Genomic DNA, 15,814 nt, shown 5'->3' on the forward strand with positions numbered 1-15,814 from the left:
CGCCCCCGACACCCACCCCCCCCCGCGCCCGCGCGGCCCCGCCCCGGCCGCCCCCCCGCCCCGGGCGCCCCCCGGAAGTCGCCCCGCCCCCCCCCCTCGGCCGTCGGCACGCCTCAGTCGACCGAGAGCCCGCCGTCGGCCGCCTCGACCTCCTCGCGGGTGATCCCGAGCAGGTACAGCACGGTGTCCAGGAAGGGCACGTTCACCGCGGTGTCGGCGGCCTCGCGCACCACGGGCTTGGCGTTGAAGGCCACCCCGAGCCCGGCCGCGTTCAGCATGTCCAGGTCGTTGGCGCCGTCGCCGATCGCCACCGTCTGCGACAGCGGCACCTTCGCCTGCTCGGCGAACCGGGCCAGCCAGCGGGCCTTGCCCGCGCGGTCCACGATCTCGCCGACCACCCGGCCGGTGAACCTGCCGTCCACCACCTCCAGGGTGTTGGCCGCCGCGAAGTCCAGCCCCAACTGCTCCACCAGGTGGTCGGTGACCTGGGTGAACCCGCCGGACACCACCGCGACCTGGAAGCCCAGCCGCTGGAGCGTACGGATCAGGGTGCGCGCCCCCGGCGTGAACCGGACCTCCGCGCGCACCTTCTCGGTCACCGAGGCGTCCAGTCCGGCCAGCAGGGCGACCCGGGCCCGCAGCGACTCGGCGAAGTCCAGTTCGCCGCGCATCGCCGCCGCCGTCACCTCGGCGACCTCCTCCTCGCAGCCCGCGTGGGCGGCGAACAGCTCGATCACCTCGTCCTGGATGAGCGTGGAGTCCACGTCCATCACCACCAGGCGCTTGGCCCGGCGCTCCAGCCCGGCGGCCACCACCGCGACGTCCACCCGCTGGGCGGCCGCCTCCTGGGCCAGTTCGGCCCGCAGCTCCTCGGTGGCCACACCGGAGACGGCCAGTTCGACCGCCGTCACCGGGTACTTGGCGAGGCGGAAGACGCGGTCGATGTTGCCGCCCGCCACGGTGATCCGGGAGGTCAGCGCGGAGACGGCGGCCGCGGTCAGCGGGTGGCCGAGCACCGTCACGTGCGAACGGCCCTCACGGCGCGGGCGGTTGTCGCCGATGCCGGAGAGGATCTCGGCCTGGAGCTTCTGCTCCTCCGCCCAGCGGTGCACGGTGGCCCGCAGGCCGCCCTCCGCGTCGGGCGAGCGGGGCGGGGTGACCAGGGCGCAGAGCGTGATGCGACCACGGGTGACGACCTGCTCGATGTCGATGACGTCGACGCCGAAGCCGGCCAGGGTGGCGAAGAGGCCGGCGGTGATGCCGGGGCGGTCCTTGCCGAACACCTTGACGAGCAGGGTGCGCTCGTCCGCGGTCCGGGGCTGGGCGGCGGGGAGGGGCTCAGCGGCCAGGGGCGATGCGTTCATGGTGGCTCCCACGCTACCGGTCGGCCGCCCCGCCGGGGGCACCTGTCCCACCTCGCGGGACACCCGTGCCCGCGGCCCGACCGGCAGCCCCGGGTAGCAGCCTGGTCACAGTCACCCGGGGTGACTTTCACCCGCGGACGGCGGGCTGGAATGATTCCCCCCGTCAGTCAGAGGAACAGTGCACCCCCGGTCGGGGGCCAAATCGGGGGAACCGAGAGAGCGGGGCAGGCAAGCAGTGCCGCAACTCGTCATTGATATCAACGGACAGCAGCGGACTCTTGAGCCCGGGCGGTCCTACACCATCGGGCGCAACCCGCAGTCGGACTTCACGTTCGACGACGCCAGGGTCTCCTGGCAGCACGGGACCATCGGCTTCAACGGCAGCGGTTGGCAGCTGGACGACCACGGCAGCACCAACGGCACCTACGTGGCCGGCGCCCGCACCATGCAGGCCCAGCTGTTCCCCGGTGCCGTGGTGAACCTGGGCAACCCGGAGAACGGCCCCCGACTCGCCTTCTCCGCACCCGCCCACGCCGCCGCCCCGCAGCCCACCCCGGTGCACGAGGCCGTCACCAGCCGCAGCCCCGCCCCGACGCCCCAGCAGCCCGCCCCGCAGCAGGCCTGGGCGGGTCAGGACCCGTACCAGCAGCAGCCGCAGGCGCAGCAGGCCTGGCCGCAGCAGCAGCCCGCGCAGCAGTACGTGCCGCAGCAGCAGGCCGCCCAGCCGTACCCGCCGCAGGACCAGCGGGCGGCGCAGCACGGCGGCTTCCCCGGGCAGCAGGGCTTCCCGGCCCCGCCGGAGCACGGCGGCGGCGGCCCGCAGCCGACGGTGATCCGCAACCTGACGGCCGGGATGCGCACCGTCCGGATCGGCCGCGCGCTGGACAACGACGTCGTGGTGTCCGACCTCCAGGTCTCCCGGCACCACGCCGAGCTGCGCCAACTGCCGGACGGCCGCTACGAGATCGTCGACCTCGGCAGCCACAACGGCATCTTCCTCAACGGCCAGCGGGTGCAGCGCCAGCTGATGGGCCCGCAGGACCGGCTGACCGTCGGCCACTCCGGCTTCCAGCTGGTCGGCGACCAGCTGCAGGAGTTCGTCGACACCGGCGCGGTCTCCTTCTCCGCCCGCCACCTGACCGTCGAGGTCGACCACAAGGGCGGCAAGAAGGTCCTGCTCGACGACGTCAGCTTCGGCGTCCCGGAGAAGTCCCTGGTGGCCGTCATCGGCCCGTCCGGCTCCGGCAAGTCGACCCTGCTGCGCGCCCTCACCGGCTACCGCCCGGCCGACCGCGGCGAGGTGCTGTACGACGGCCGCAACCTCTACAAGCAGTTCGCCGAACTCCGCTCCCGGATCGGCCTGGTGCCGCAGTCGGAGATCCTGCACCGCGAGCTGACCGTCCGGAAGGGCCTCAAGTACGCGGCCCAGCTGCGCTTCCCCGGCGACACCGAGGCGAGCGAGCGCAACGCCCGGATCGACGAGGTGCTGTACGAGCTGCGCCTGGACAAGCGCGCCGACAACAAGATCACCGCACTCTCCGGCGGCCAGCAGAAGCGCGTCTCGGTCGCCCTCGAACTGCTCACCAAGCCCTCGCTGATCTTCCTGGACGAGCCCACCTCGGGCCTCGACCCGGGCATGGACCGCGAGGTCATGCAGATGCTGCGCGGCCTGGCCGACGACGGCCGCACCATCCTGGTCGTCACCCACTCGGTGGCCGAACTCGCCCTCTGCGACCGGCTGCTGGTGATGGCGCCGGGCGGCGCGGTGGCCTACTTCGGCCCGCCGGACGAGGCGCTGCACTTCTTCGGGTACGAGACCTGGGCGGACGTCTTCCAGGCCTTCGAGAACTACCCCGACCACGACTGGGCCGGCCGCTACCGCGGTTCGGTGCACTACCAGCAGTACTCCGCCCCGACCGTCGAGGCGGGCGAGGTGCAGCACGTCCAGGTCGCCCAGGAGGCCGTCCGCCCGCCCAAGCCGCAGAGCTGGGGCTCGCAGCTGTGGACGCTGATGCGCCGCTACATGTCGGTGCTCGCCTCGGACCGCGGCTTCCTGGCGCTGTCGGTGCTGCTGCCCGCGGTGATCGGCGCGGTCAGCGTGCTGATCCCCAACGAACCGGGGCTCGCCCCCAACCCGAAGACCCAGCTGCACCTCAACAACGGGGCCGCGACGATCCTGCTGATCCTGGCGATCGGCGCCTGCTTCTCCGGGGCGGCCAACTCGGTCCGCGAGCTGATCAAGGAACGGGCGATCTACGAACGGGAACGGGCCACCGGCCTGTCCCGGTCGGCGTACATGATGTCCAAGATCATCGTGCTGGGCGTCTTCTCGGTCATCCAGGGCGCGATCATCTCCGCCGTCGGCTTCCTGCCGCGCAAGCTCCCCGAGCACGGCCTGATCGTCAAGAACATCCCGATGATCGAGATGACCATCGGCATGATCCTGCTCAGCTTCGCCGCGATGATGTTCGGCCTGATGATCTCCGCGCTGGTGAAGACCGCCGAGAAGACCATGCCGCTGCTGGTCATGTTCGCCATCGTCCAGGTCGTGTTCACCGGCTGCCTCTTCCAGATCTTCGGCAAGCCCGGCCTGGAGCAGGTCGCCTGGCTGATGCCGGCCCGCTGGGGCACCGGCATGGTGTCCACCACGCTCGACCTGTCGCACCTCATGGGCCCCTGGAACAAGGACTTCCAGAACCCCAACTACGACCCGCTGTGGTCCCACAGCGTCGCCCAGTGGTCGATCGACGCGGGCGTGCTGATCGTCATCTCGGTCGTGATCGGCGTGATCGTGACCCGGCTGCAGCGCCGGCACGAGCCCGAGGTCATGCAGAAGGGCTGACGTCCGCAGCCGCCGAAGGGCGCTCCACCCGGTTCCGGGGGAGCGCCCTTCGGCGTTGCCGGCCACCCGCCCGCCCGCCGGGTGGGCCCATCGGCCTAGGTCCCCGGACCCGCGCCCGGAGCGGCCGGGGACGGACGCGGACGCCCCCGCGCCGGCGGTAGTTTGGCGGTATGCCCAGCCCGACCGGTGACCACCGGACCCCCCTCGACCCGCGCTCCGCCTGCGACCCGCTGGCCGGCATCGAGGCCGTCAGCCAGGCCCTGCTCGCGATGAGCCGGCACCTGGAGGTCCGCGAGGTGCTGCGCCGCATCACCGCCTCCGCCCGCGACCTGCTCGGCGCCGAGTACGCGGCCCTCGGCGTGCCCGACGACCACGGCGGCTTCGCCCAGTTCGTGGTCGACGGCATCACCGACGAGCAGTGGCGGGCCATCGGCCCGCTGCCCCGCCAGCACGGCGTGCTCGCCGAACTGCTGCACGAGACCGGCCCCACCCGCCTCACCGACGTCCGCAAGGCCCCGGCCTTCGAGGGCTGGCCCGCCGCCCACCCCGAGATGGACGCCTTCCTCGGCATGCCGATCCTCGACACCGAGGCCGGCGAGGACGAACCCCGGGTGACCGGCGTCATCTTCCTCGCCAACAAGCGCGGCGGCGGCCTGTTCACCGACCACGACGAGGAACTGCTGCGGATCCTCGCCGCCCACGCCGCCCTCGCCCTCACCAACGCCCGGCTGTACGAACGCAGCCGCGAACTCACCCTGGCCGGCGAGCGCGCCCGGATCGCCCACGACCTGCACGACGCCGTCTCGCAGAAGCTGTTCTCGCTGCGGCTGACCGCCAAGGCCGCCGCCAAGCTCGTCGACCGCGACCCGGCCCGGGCCCGCGCCGAGCTGGAGGAGGTCGCCCGGCTCGCCGCCGAGGCCGCCGACGAACTGCGTGCCGTGGTGGTCGAACTTCGCCCCGCCGCCCTGGAGGAGGACGGGCTGAGCGCCACCCTCGCCTCCCAGGTGCAGGTCCTCGACCGCGCCCACACCGCCGACCTCGCCTTCGCCGCCGACGGCGTCCGCGCCCTGCCGCCCGCCCAGGAGGCCGCGCTGCTGCGGGTCGCCCAGGAGGCGCTGCACAACGCGCTGCGCCACTCCGGCGCCGGCCGGGTCACCGTCACCCTGGCCGGCACCCCCGCCCGCGGCGCCGTGCTGCGGGTGCGCGACGACGGCCGGGGCTTCGACCCCGAGTCCGTCCGGCGGGCCGGCCGCCACCTCGGCCTGGCCTCGATGCGCGACCGCGCGGCCGCCGTCGGCGGCACGCTCACCCTGGAGTCCGCCCCCGGCAAGGGGACGCTCGTCGAGATGGAGGTCCCCGGTGCCTGAGAGCACGCCGTCGATCCGCGTCCTGCTGGTCGACGACCACCAGGTGGTCCGCCGCGGGCTGCGCACCTTCCTGGAGGTCCAGGACGACATCGAGGTGGTCGGGGAGGCCGCCGACGGGGCCGAGGGCGTCGAGCGCGCCCGCGAACTCGACCCGGACGTCGTCCTGATGGACCTCAAGATGCCCGGCGTCGACGGCATCGAGGCGCTGCGCACCCTCAAGGACGGCGGCAGCCGGGCCCGGATCCTGATCGTCACCAGCTTCACCGAGCACCGCACCATGGTCCCCGCGCTGCGGGCCGGCGCCGCCGGGTACGTCTACAAGGACGTGGACCCGGAGGCGCTGGCCGGGGCGATCCGCTCGGTGCACGCCGGGCACGTGCTGCTCCAGCCCGAACTGGCCGAGGCGCTGCTCGCCGACGACGGCCCGCGCGCCCCGCAGGGCCGCGGCGGCACCCTCACCGAGCGCGAGCGCGAGGTGCTCGGCCACATCGCCGACGGCCGCTCCAACCGGGAGATCGCCCGCAGCCTGCACCTGTCGGAGAAGACGGTGAAGACCCACGTCTCCAACATCCTGATGAAGCTGGACCTCGCCGACCGCACCCAGGCCGCGCTGTGGGCCGTCCGCAACGGCGAGGCCCGGGCCTGAGGCCCCTCGCCCGGTTCCCTCCCGGCGGTTCCCTCCCCGCCGTTCCCGCGACCGTCAGTGGTCCTCGCGCTCGTCCACCAGGGCGTTGTAGGCGGCGACCTGTGCCCGCCGGGCGGTGCGCCGCAGCGGGGCCAGCACCGACTGCCGGGCGGCCATCTCGGAGGCGCTCACGGCGGCGCCGTGGCCGCCCGCGGCGATCGCCAGCAGGGCGGACACCTGGCGGGCCGACTCCAGCACCCGGACGGCGCGCGGCGGGTAGCCGGGGGCCAGCAGCTCGGCGTGGCCGCGCCGGCGGTACGCCTCCAGGGCGCGCAGCGCCTCCGGGCCCGCGCCCGCCACGTCCAGCCCGGCCAGCAGGACGGTCGCCTCGCGCAGCCCCTCCGCCAGCTCGCGCTCGGCCTCGTGCAGCGAGGGCACGTCCGCCGGCGGGGCGTCGCCGACCTCGGCGCAGCGCCACAGCACGGTGGCCGAGCGGTCGCCCGCCGGACCGAACACCGTGATCTCCGGCACCAGTCCCAGCGGTGCGCCGACCGCGAGCACGGCCTCGCCGGCCGCCATGGCCCGCTCGTTGAACACCGCCGGGCCGGTCAGGCCCAGCGGGTGCCCGGCCGAGGGCAGCGCCAGCCGCAGGCCCTTCACGCCCAGCACCCGCAGCCGCCCCAACGCCCAGGTCAGCGCGTGCTGCTCGCCCGGGGCGTCCCCGGGCAGCCCGGTCACCCGGTGGCCCTCGTCGGCGCCGAGCACGGCCTCGGCGGCGTCGTCCGGCGCCACCAGGCCGCTCAGCAGAGCGTTGCCCCAGGCGGTCAGCCGCCCCGAACGGGGCTCTTCGTACGGATTGTCGGCAGGAGTCACGAGCATCCGGCCAGCCTACGGAATCGGCGGTCATCCGCGTGGCGTAGGTTTGCCCATGCGCGTGCGGCGCACCCATCCCGTGCCCACCGGCTGCCGGGGTCGGTCCGCCGCCCGCACCGACGGCCGACATTTTTGGTATTTGGGGAAGGCGTGGGCATGAGCGACGTGCTGGAGCTGGTGGACGTATCCGTGGTCCGGGAGGGGCGCGCGCTGGTCGACCAGGTCTCGTGGTCCATCTCCGAGGGTGAGCGCTGGGTCATCCTGGGCCCGAACGGCGCCGGCAAGACCACCCTGCTGCAGATCGCCTCCTCGTACCTCTTCCCGACCTCGGGCAAGGTCTCGGTGCTGGGCGAGAAGCTGGGCGAGATCGACGTCTTCGAGCTGCGCTCCCGGATCGGCCTGGCCGGCGCCTCGATGTTCGACAAGCTGCCGGCCGAGCAGACCGTGCTGCAGACCGTGCTCACCGCGGCGTACGGCATGACGGTCAGCTGGCAGGAGTCCTACGAGCAGTCCGACGAGGGCCGCGCCCTCGCCCTGCTCGACCGGATGGGCATGGCCGGCCTGACCGGCCGCAAGTTCGGCACCCTCTCCGAGGGCGAGCGCAAGCGCACCCTGATCGCCCGCGCCCTGATGACCGACCCCGAGCTGCTGCTGCTCGACGAGCCGGCGGCCGGCCTGGACCTCGGCGGCCGGGAGGACCTGGTCCGCCGGCTCGGCGCGCTGGCCCAGGACGAGTTCGCGCCGGCCATGGCGATGGTCACCCACCACGTCGAGGAGATCGCCCCCGGCTTCACCCACGTGCTGATGATCCGCCAGGGCAGGGTGCTCACGGCCGGCCCGATCGACACCGAGCTGACCGCCCGCAACCTCTCCAAGTGCTTCGGCCTGCCGCTCACCCTGGAGCGCCACGGCGACCGCTGGTCGGCGCAGGGACTGCCGCTGGGCTGACCCCGGGTCCGTCCGCTTCGCCGAGGCTGTCGGAACCGGTCGCACGTGCGACCGGTTTCCGCCCCTCGACCTGCGGGAACTGTCCGCCTCGAAGGCCCTTCGCTCCCTAGGATGGTCGTGTGGACAGTTGGACCTGGTGGCTCCTGGCCGCCGCAGCGCTCGGCATACCGCTGGTGCTCACCGCGATGCCGGAGTTCGCCATGTTCGCGATCGGCGCGCTCGTGGCCTCCGGCGCGGCCGGTCTGGGCGCGGGGGTGGTCCTCCAGGCCGTGACCTTCCTGGTGGTCTCGGTCGCACTGGTGGCCTTCGTCCGGCCGATCGCCTACCGGCAGCTCCAGAAGGGCCCGCAGGTCAAGATGGGCATCGAGGCGCTGCACGGCGCCACCGCGGTCGTCGCGGAAACCGTCGACGGGGAGGGCGGTCGGATCAAGCTCAACGGTGAGATCTGGTCGGCCCGCGCGCTCCACCCGGACCAGGTCTACCAGCCCGGGCAGCAGGTCGACGTCGTCGAAATCCAGGGCGCGACCGCCCTGGTCGTCTAGGGGAGAGTCCGTGGAACCCGTCCTTATCGTTTTGGTCGTCCTGGTCGTGGTGGCCTTCATCGCGCTGATCAAGACGATCCAGGTCATCCCGCAGGCCAGCGCCGCGATCGTGGAGCGCTTCGGCCGCTACACCCGGACGCTCAACGCGGGGCTGAACATCGTCGTGCCGTTCATCGACCGGGTCCGCAACCGGATCGACCTGCGCGAGCAGGTCGTCCCGTTCCCGCCCCAGCCGGTGATCACCCAGGACAACCTGGTCGTCAACATCGACACCGTCATCTACTACCAGGTCACCGACCCCCGGGCCGCCACCTACGAGGTCGCCAGCTACATCCAGGCCATCGAGCAGCTGACCGTCACCACGCTGCGCAACATCATCGGCTCGATGGACCTGGAGTCCACCCTGACCTCGCGCGAGGTCATCAACGCCGGTCTGCGCGGGGTGCTGGACGAGGCCACCGGCAAGTGGGGCATCCGGGTCAACCGCGTCGAGCTCAAGGCGATCGAGCCGCCGACCTCCATCCAGGACTCGATGGAGAAGCAGATGCGCGCCGACCGTGACAAGCGCGCCGCGATCCTCACCGCCGAGGGCCAGCGCCAGGCGCAGATCCTCAAGGCCGAGGGTGAGAAGCAGGCGGACGTGCTCCGGGCCGAGGGTGAGGCGCAGGCCGCGGTGCTGCGCGCTGACGGTGAGGCGGCCGCGATCCGGACGGTCTTCGAGGCCATCCACGACGGCGACGCCGACCAGAAGCTGCTCGCCTACCAGTACCTGCAGACCCTGCCCGAACTGGCCAAGGGCGACTCCAACAAGCTCTGGATCATCCCCAGCGAGGTCGGCGACGCGCTCAAGGGCCTCGGCGGGGCCTTCGGCGGCCTGACCGGCAACGGCGGCGGGATGAACGGCGGCGCGGTGGCCGCGCCGAGCGTCCCCCAGGCGCCCCCGGCGGCGACCCAGGTGCCGCTGGACCCGGCGGCCGGGCCGCGGCCGGTGGACGTCGAGAAGGGCGCCGCCCGCCCCCGGGTGGACCCGGCGCGGGAGTACCGCAAGATCGACCCGGAGTGATCGAACCGGAGTGATCGGACCGGAGTGACCGACCCGGAGTGGTCGGACCGGTCCTCCGGTCGGGGCCCGCTGCCTGCTGGTGGCGGGCCCCGCTGTTTCCCCGGTCGGCGCCCGGGTGGCGTCCCGCGTGGCGTCCGGGCCGCGTCCCGCGTGCTGCCCCGGCGGTGTGGCGTACGTCCCGAATGGTGGTCGGGCCTGGTCGGGCCGGTGCGCCGTCCGGCATGATCCCCTCGGACAGGACCACGAGGAGGGGTGACCCATGACGCTCTGGGAGGCGATCGCCGTCCTGGTGGCCGGCGTCGGTGCCGGGATGATCAACGTGATCGTCGGCTCCGGCACCCTGATCACCTTCCCGGTCCTGCTCGCGGTCGGCATCCCGCCGGTGACCGCCAACATCTCCAACTCCTTCGGCCTGGTGCCCGGTTCGCTCAGCGGCGTGTTCGGCTACCGCCGCGAACTGGCCGGCCAGGGCCGCCGGCTGCGCCGGATGGGCACCGCCTCGCTGCTCGGCGGGCTGCTCGGTGCGCTGCTGCTGACCAGACTGCCCAGCGGCGCCTTCGACGCGATCGTCCCGGTGCTGATCCTGCTCGCCCTCGTCCTGGTGGTGGTCCAGCCCCGGGTGGCCAAGGCCGTCGCGGCCCGGCGGCGCGCCGACGGCGATCCGGACGGCGGCCCGGTGCTGCTGGCCGGGGTGTTCCTCACCGGCATCTACGGCGGCTACTTCGGCGCCGCCCAGGGCGTCCTGCTGATGGCGCTGATGGGCATGCTGCTCCAGGAGGAGTTGCAGCGGATCAACGCGGTGAAGAACGCGCTGGCGCTGATCGTCAACGGGGTCGCCGCCCTGTTCTTCCTGTTCACCTCGACGGTGAACTGGACGGCCGCCGGGCTGATCGCGGCGGGCTCGCTGGTCGGCGGCCTGATCGGCGCCAAGGTCGGCCGTCGCCTCCCGCCGGCCGCGCTGCGCGGGGTCATCGTGGTGGTCGGGCTCGCGGCCGTCACCAAGCTGCTGCTGAGCTGAGTTGACCGGGCTTCGGACGGCTGTGGGATCGTACGACCGACCGAACCGTCGTCCGTGAACCGGAGAGTGTGCCATGGCCCTGGAGATGCGCGAGATCTGCGAGCGCTGTGAGGTGTCGCTGACCGCCGACGGCCCCGCCTCGATATGTTCCTTCGAGTGCACCTTCTGCGCCGACTGCACCGAGGCCATGGCCGCCAACTGCCCCAACTGCGGCGGCGAACTGGTGGTCCGTCCGCGTCGGAAGGCCGCCTGACCGGCACCCCGCCCGACCGGCACCCCGCCGGTCCGACCGACGACCCCCGGAGCGCACCGATGAGCAGCAGGGCCCGACTGAGCGAGGACGAGACCGTGGCGGCCCTGGCGGCGGTGCCGCTGTGGCGCCGGGACGGCGACAGCATCGTCCGCAGCGCCGACGCCCCCGACTTCCCGGCCGCGATCCGGGTGGTCGTCGCCGTCGCCGAACAGGCCGAGGCGCTCGACCACCACCCCGACGTCGACATCCGCTGGCGCACCCTGCGCTTCGTGCTGTCCACGCACAGCGCCGGCGGTCTCACCGGCCTGGACTTCACCCTCGCCGCCCGGATCGACGAGGCCTTGCGCGCGGAGTCCGCGGCCTGAGGGTCGCTCTGTCCTGGTCCGGCCCGCGCATGCCCGCGCCGGCCCGTTCCGGCCCGCTGTGGCCCGCTGTGGCCCCGCGCCCAGGGGCCGGGCGGTCGGTCGGGGCGGGCGTGAGATGCTGACTGCCGCAATCGGCAGGCAGTGGGGGCAGGGAGGGACGGAACGGTGGCGCAGGAGCCCTTCGGAGACCCCCACGCCCAGCAGCAGCCGTGGTACCCCCAGGGCCCGCAGCAGGGCTGGCCGGGGTACCACGACCAGCAGCAGGCGCAGTGGCAGCAGCAGTCGTCGCAGTCGCCGTCGGAATCGCACGGGCAGTGGCCCCAGGCGCCGCACCACGAGCAGCCGGGCGGTCACTGGCAGCCGGCCTACGACCAGCAGGGCGGCTACGGGCAGACCGGCCACGTCGAGGGCGGGTACGCCCAGGAGCAGCCGCACCAGCCGTACCAGCAGCCGCACTCCGGGTACCCGGAGTACTCGGAGTACCCGGAGTTCCCGGACCACGGGCAGCAGCCGTACGCCGTCGAGCCGCAGGAGCGACCGGTGGCGGACGGACTGTACGTCCCGGCGGGGGCGGAGTACTCGGCCGACGGGTACGTGCGGCTGGAGGAGTCCCCGGCGGAGCCGGCGACCTCCGTGGGGGAGACCGGTGACCACGGTGCCGTGCCTGCCGAGCCGGCTGAGCCCGCCGAGCCCGCCGCATCGGCCGGGCGCTCGCGGGCGGGCCGGCGTGGTGGCAGCGCTTCCGCGTCGTCTTCGTCTTCCGCTTCCGCCGGTGCTTCCTCGCTGGTGGGCAAGGTCCGGTCGGCCGTCCTGACCGGGGAGCACGTGCCCAGTCGACGGGCCCTGCTGGTGCGGACCGGTGCCGGGGTGGCGGCGCTCGGGGTGCTGATAACCGCCGCGCTGACGGTCGGTGCCGAGGGCGGCGGGAGTGCGGCGGCGAGCAGCGGAGGCGAGCCCGGGTTCGCGGTGGCGCACACCAAGGCCTGGTCCGCGCAGCCCGTCGCCGCGCAGCCCGCGGGTGACGACACGCTGGTCGGCAGCTGGCTGCTGGCCGACGCGGTGGTCCGCGCCGACGGTTCCGGCGTGCACGCCTACGACCGGACGGCGGGCAAGCCGACCTGGTCGGTCGAGCCCCCGGCGGCCGGGGCCGTCCCGTGCGGACTGTCGGCGGGCGTGAACCAGACCGGGCTGGGCGTCGTCCTGTTCCGGCCGCAGGCCGACCCGAAGAGCCCCTGCACGCTGGTCGCCGCCGTGGACACCAAGACCGGCAGGACCGTCTGGACCAAGACCGTCTCGGACGCCAAGGGCGCCTACTCGGCGCGGATCGGTGTCACCGAGGACATGGTGATCGCGGTCGGCGACGACCGGGCGGTGGCCTGGGCGTCGGCCGACGGGAAGGACGTCTGGCAGTACACCGGCCAGGGCAAGTTCTGCACCCTCTCCGGCGGCGTCACCGGGAAGACCGTGCTGGTCGCCTCGACCTGCGCCGACTCCACACCCGCCGACCAGGCCGTCTCGCTGAACGCGGCGGACGGCAAGGTCGGCTGGTGGCGGGGCCTGAACAACCAGCCGAAGACCGTCACCGTGCTCTCCGCCGAACCCGCCGTGGTGCTCACCACCGGAGCGAAGCCCGAGGACGACCGGGTGTTCGCCTGGGGGCCGGCCGGAGACCCGGCCGCCGAGATCCCGGTGGTCACCGACGGCGGCCGGCTGGTCCTCACCCACGGAACGTTTTCGGCCACCCCCGAGGTCTTCTTCGAGGGCCGCACGATGGTGGCCGCGATGACCCCGGCGAACCCGGGCGGGCCGGTGTCCGCGGTCGGCTACGACCTGGACACCGGCAAGCAGCGCTGGAAGGCGCCGACCGCCGCCAAGGGCACCGCCCGGGCCGTCGGCATCGACGGCGGCTCGCTGGTGCTGGCCGCCGACGAGCGCCGCGACCAGCCCGCCCGCCTCGGCCGCTTCCCGCTGGCGGGCGGCCAGGAGGCGGTCGGCGGCAACTTCCCGTCCGGCACCGGCTCGCTGCTGCTCTCCGGGCGGGTGCTGATCGGTGGCGGGCAGGTGGTCGTGGTGCCCGAGCACGCGGCCAACTACGGCACGGCCGCGGGCTTCCAGGCGAAGGGCTGAGCCCGCGGGGCCCGGCCGCGTGGGTGGCCGGGCCCGTCGCCGGGATGTCCCCTGGGCTCTCCCGGGGCTCTTCCAGGGCTCTCCCCGGGCCGTGGCTAGGCCGCAGTGACGGGCTGCCCCGGTACGGCCGGCAGCCAGTCGGCGAGCTCCCGGGCCTCCGACCCGCGCAGACCGAGCGCCAGCATCAGAGTGGCCTGGGGCGTCGGGACGAACGGGCGCCGGAGCAGTTTCATCCCGGCCTGCTCGGGTGTCCGGTCGGCCTTGCGCTGGTTGTCCTCGGCGCACGCGGCCACGGTGTTCAGCCAACTGTCCTCGCCACCGCGTGACTTGGGGTGCAGGTGGTCCACCGTGGTGGCCCGGTGCCCGCAGTACGCGCACAGGTGTTGGTCCCTGGCCAGGACACCCCGCCGCGACCACGGGGCCTGTTGTCGGAACGGCACCCTCACGTACCTCTGCAGTCTGATCACCCGGGGCACCGGAACGGCTACACCGGTACCCCGGATCGAGCGCAACGGATGCGCCTGCTCCACCACCGCCTTGTCCTGGAGCACCAGGACGACGGCGCGCTGGAGCGACACCGTCGTCAGGGGCTCGTAGCTCGCGTTCAGAACCAGCGTGTTGCGCACTCGGCACACCCTTCCCACGGGCGTGCCACGGCGGCACGACCGTCTCCACACACGTCACTGCCGCCGCGCGGCGGTGAAACCACTCTGAATGGGCCCACAGCCGACTAACAACGGAATTTCCGGTATCGGGGAGGAACCCGGGGGAGGGACACCGCCCGACGGACCCGGTGCCTCGGGGAAAACTCGCTGGCCGGAACCGCGTAGGCTCTATCAGGCTGGAGTCGTACCGACCCGGGGCCCGACCGAACCGAACCGGGCCGACAACGGGCGGACGCCCGATCGAAGGAGAAGCGTGACCGTGACGGACATCGTCGACGAGCTGCAGTGGCGTGGGCTGATCGCCCTGTCCACCGACGAGGACGCACTGCGCAAGGCGTTCGCGGACGGCCCGGTCACGTTCTATTGCGGCTTCGACCCGACGGCCCCCAGCCTGCACCTCGGCAACCTGGTGCAGATCCTCACCATGCGCCGCATCCAGCAGGCGGGGAACCTCCCGCTCGGCCTGGTCGGTGGCGCCACCGGCCTGATCGGCGACCCGAAGCCCACCGCCGAGCGCGTGCTCAACGACCCCGAGACGGTGGCCGCCTGGGTCGAGCGCCTGCGCGGCCAGATCTCGCGCTTCCTCGACTTCGAGGGCCCGTACGCGGCGCGCATGGTCAACAACCTGGACTGGACCTCCGGGATGTCGGCGATCAGCCTGCTGCGCGACGTCGGCAAGTACTTCCGCGTCAACAACATGATCGCCAAGGAGGCCGTCGCCCGACGCCTCAACTCCGACGCGGGCATCAGCTACACCGAGTTCAGCTACCAGATCCTCCAGGGCATGGACTACCTGGAGCTGAACCGCCGCTACGGCTGCACCCTGCAGACCGGCGGCAGCGACCAGTGGGGCAACCTCACGGCCGGCACCGACCTGATCCGCAAGGCCGACGCCAAGTCCGTGCACGCGCTGGCCACGCCGCTGATCGTCAAGGCCGACGGCACCAAGTTCGGCAAGACCGAGTCCGGCACGGTCTGGCTCGACCCCGAGCTGACCACCCCGTACGCCTTCTACCAGTTCTGGCTGAACGCGGACGACCGGGACGTCTCCAACTTCCTGCGGATCTTCAGCTTCCGCTCGAAGGAGGAGGTCGAGGAGCTGGAGCGCGAGACCGCCGAGCGCCCCGCCGCCCGCCTCGCCCAGCGCGCCCTGGCCGAAGAGCTCACCACGCTGGTGCACGGCGCCGAGCAGTACGAGCGCGCGGTCGCCGCGTCCAAGGCACTGTTCGGGCAGGGCGACCTGGCCGACCTGGAGGCGCCGACCCTGGCCGCGGCCCTCGCCGAGGTCCCGAAGGCCGAAACCGCCGAGCTCCAGCCGATCGTCGACCTGCTGGTCGCCGTCGGCCTGGCGCCGAGCCGTTCGGCCGCCCGTCGGACGGTCAAGGAGGGCGGCGCCTACCTCAACAACGTCAAGGTGACGGACGAGGAGGCGGTGCCGACCGAGGCCGACCTGCTGCACGGGCGCTGGCTCGTGCTGCGGCGCGGCAAGCGGAACCTGGCGGCGGCGGAGCTGGTGCCGGCGTCGTCGGCGGTGGCGGCCGAGCCGGCCGACTCGGTGGAGTGACCGAGCCGCCGAAGGACCGAGTGACTGAAAACCGACGCCGCTGAACTGCGGCTTCGATGATCGAGGGGGGGGGGGCCCCCGCGGACCCCCCCCGCGGGTGTGGCGCCCGGCCCCCCGCGGTGGCGTCCCCCCCGGGCGGGGCCCCGGGGGCCCCCCGCCCTAGTTTTCTTAGGACAAGACATGAGCATCCTTCAGGCC

General features: G+C 73.2%; 14 protein-coding genes. 11 read left to right on the forward strand and 3 right to left on the reverse strand.

What is annotated here, in order from left to right; all coding sequences use genetic code 11:
• Positions 1-113 precede the first annotated feature (113 nt).
• The gene (gene serB / locus ACFWXO_RS41475; RefSeq protein ID WP_375893896.1) at positions 114-1,364 is read right to left on the reverse strand and encodes a phosphoserine phosphatase SerB; all 1,251 of its coding nucleotides are present in this window, start codon (positions 1,362-1,364) and stop codon (positions 114-116) included.
• 235 nt (positions 1,365-1,599) lie between these two features.
• Here serB and ACFWXO_RS41480 point away from each other — a divergent pair, with 235 nt between their 5' ends.
• From ACFWXO_RS41480 to ACFWXO_RS41490, 3 genes are all read left to right on the forward strand, one after another.
• Entirely contained in the window at positions 1,600-4,206 is a 2,607-nt protein-coding gene (locus ACFWXO_RS41480; RefSeq protein WP_375893894.1) for an FHA domain-containing protein, read from the forward strand.
• A gap of 170 nt (positions 4,207-4,376) precedes the next feature.
• Positions 4,377-5,573, forward strand: coding sequence for a GAF domain-containing sensor histidine kinase (locus ACFWXO_RS41485; protein WP_375893892.1), 1,197 nt, complete (start codon positions 4,377-4,379; stop codon positions 5,571-5,573).
• Positions 5,566-6,219: a response regulator transcription factor gene (locus ACFWXO_RS41490; protein WP_360241205.1), complete on the forward strand. Its 654-nt coding sequence runs from the start codon at positions 5,566-5,568 to the stop codon at positions 6,217-6,219. Before ACFWXO_RS41485 ends, ACFWXO_RS41490 begins: the two co-directional genes overlap by 8 nt.
• A 54-nt stretch (positions 6,220-6,273) precedes the next feature.
• Here the strand turns inward: ACFWXO_RS41490 and ACFWXO_RS41495 are convergent, their stop codons facing one another.
• Positions 6,274-7,077, reverse strand: a complete 804-nt coding sequence (locus ACFWXO_RS41495; protein ID WP_380531449.1) for a hypothetical protein — start codon at positions 7,075-7,077, stop codon at positions 6,274-6,276.
• Positions 7,078-7,227: 150 nt separating this feature from the next.
• Here ACFWXO_RS41495 and ACFWXO_RS41500 point away from each other — a divergent pair, with 150 nt between their 5' ends.
• From ACFWXO_RS41500 to ACFWXO_RS41530, 7 genes are all read left to right on the forward strand, one after another.
• Positions 7,228-8,019 carry an ABC transporter ATP-binding protein gene (locus tag ACFWXO_RS41500; protein ID WP_375893885.1) on the forward strand — a complete coding sequence of 264 codons (792 nt, stop codon included), beginning with the start codon at positions 7,228-7,230 and terminating at the stop codon, positions 8,017-8,019.
• A 119-nt stretch (positions 8,020-8,138) separates the two neighbouring features.
• Positions 8,139-8,561, forward strand: coding sequence for an NfeD family protein (locus ACFWXO_RS41505; protein WP_375893882.1), 423 nt, complete (start codon positions 8,139-8,141; stop codon positions 8,559-8,561).
• A 10-nt stretch (positions 8,562-8,571) separates the two neighbouring features.
• Positions 8,572-9,624 (forward strand): SPFH domain-containing protein, encoded by a 1,053-nt coding sequence (locus ACFWXO_RS41510; RefSeq protein ID WP_350506797.1) that lies wholly within the window; start codon positions 8,572-8,574, stop codon positions 9,622-9,624.
• Between the two features lie 259 nt (positions 9,625-9,883).
• Positions 9,884-10,642, forward strand: coding sequence for a sulfite exporter TauE/SafE family protein (locus ACFWXO_RS41515; RefSeq protein ID WP_375893878.1), 759 nt, complete (start codon positions 9,884-9,886; stop codon positions 10,640-10,642).
• A 73-nt stretch (positions 10,643-10,715) separates the two neighbouring features.
• Positions 10,716-10,895, forward strand: a complete 180-nt coding sequence (locus tag ACFWXO_RS41520) for a DUF1272 domain-containing protein (protein WP_360241223.1) — start codon at positions 10,716-10,718, stop codon at positions 10,893-10,895.
• 59 nt (positions 10,896-10,954) lie between these two features.
• On the forward strand, positions 10,955-11,260 hold the full coding sequence (locus ACFWXO_RS41525; RefSeq protein ID WP_375893876.1) for a 4a-hydroxytetrahydrobiopterin dehydratase: 306 nt from the start codon (positions 10,955-10,957) through the stop codon (positions 11,258-11,260).
• A 165-nt stretch (positions 11,261-11,425) separates the two neighbouring features.
• Positions 11,426-13,387 (forward strand): PQQ-binding-like beta-propeller repeat protein, encoded by a 1,962-nt coding sequence (locus tag ACFWXO_RS41530; RefSeq protein ID WP_380531455.1) that lies wholly within the window; start codon positions 11,426-11,428, stop codon positions 13,385-13,387.
• A gap of 95 nt (positions 13,388-13,482) precedes the next feature.
• Here ACFWXO_RS41530 and ACFWXO_RS41535 read toward each other — a convergent pair whose 3' ends face one another.
• Positions 13,483-14,013 (reverse strand): HNH endonuclease, encoded by a 531-nt coding sequence (locus ACFWXO_RS41535; protein ID WP_375893871.1) that lies wholly within the window; start codon positions 14,011-14,013, stop codon positions 13,483-13,485.
• Between the two features lie 298 nt (positions 14,014-14,311).
• Between ACFWXO_RS41535 and tyrS the strand changes: the two genes are divergently transcribed.
• Positions 14,312-15,616 carry a tyrosine--tRNA ligase gene (gene tyrS, locus ACFWXO_RS41540; RefSeq protein WP_375894013.1) on the forward strand — a complete coding sequence of 435 codons (1,305 nt, stop codon included), beginning with the start codon at positions 14,312-14,314 and terminating at the stop codon, positions 15,614-15,616.
• Positions 15,617-15,814 lie beyond the last annotated feature (198 nt).

The organism is Kitasatospora sp. NPDC059088, from assembly GCF_042738155.1.
In the GTDB taxonomy this organism is placed as follows: Bacteria; Actinomycetota; Actinomycetes; order Streptomycetales; family Streptomycetaceae; genus Kitasatospora.

Bases quoted from the DNA above. Each gene is read 5' to 3' on its own strand.
- serB (WP_375893896.1), bottom strand. From the start codon at position 1,364: ATGAACGCATCGCCCCTGGCCGCTGAGCCCCTCCCCGCCGCCCAGCCC.
- ACFWXO_RS41485 (WP_375893892.1), top strand. From the start codon at position 4,377: ATGCCCAGCCCGACCGGTGACCACCGGACCCCCCTCGACCCGCGCTCC.
- ACFWXO_RS41495 (WP_380531449.1), bottom strand. From the start codon at position 7,077: ATGCTCGTGACTCCTGCCGACAATCCGTACGAAGAGCCCCGTTCGGGG.
- ACFWXO_RS41500 (WP_375893885.1), top strand. From the start codon at position 7,228: ATGAGCGACGTGCTGGAGCTGGTGGACGTATCCGTGGTCCGGGAGGGG.
- ACFWXO_RS41520 (WP_360241223.1), top strand. From the start codon at position 10,716: ATGGCCCTGGAGATGCGCGAGATCTGCGAGCGCTGTGAGGTGTCGCTG.
- ACFWXO_RS41525 (WP_375893876.1), top strand. From the start codon at position 10,955: ATGAGCAGCAGGGCCCGACTGAGCGAGGACGAGACCGTGGCGGCCCTG.
- ACFWXO_RS41515 (WP_375893878.1), top strand. From the start codon at position 9,884: ATGACGCTCTGGGAGGCGATCGCCGTCCTGGTGGCCGGCGTCGGTGCC.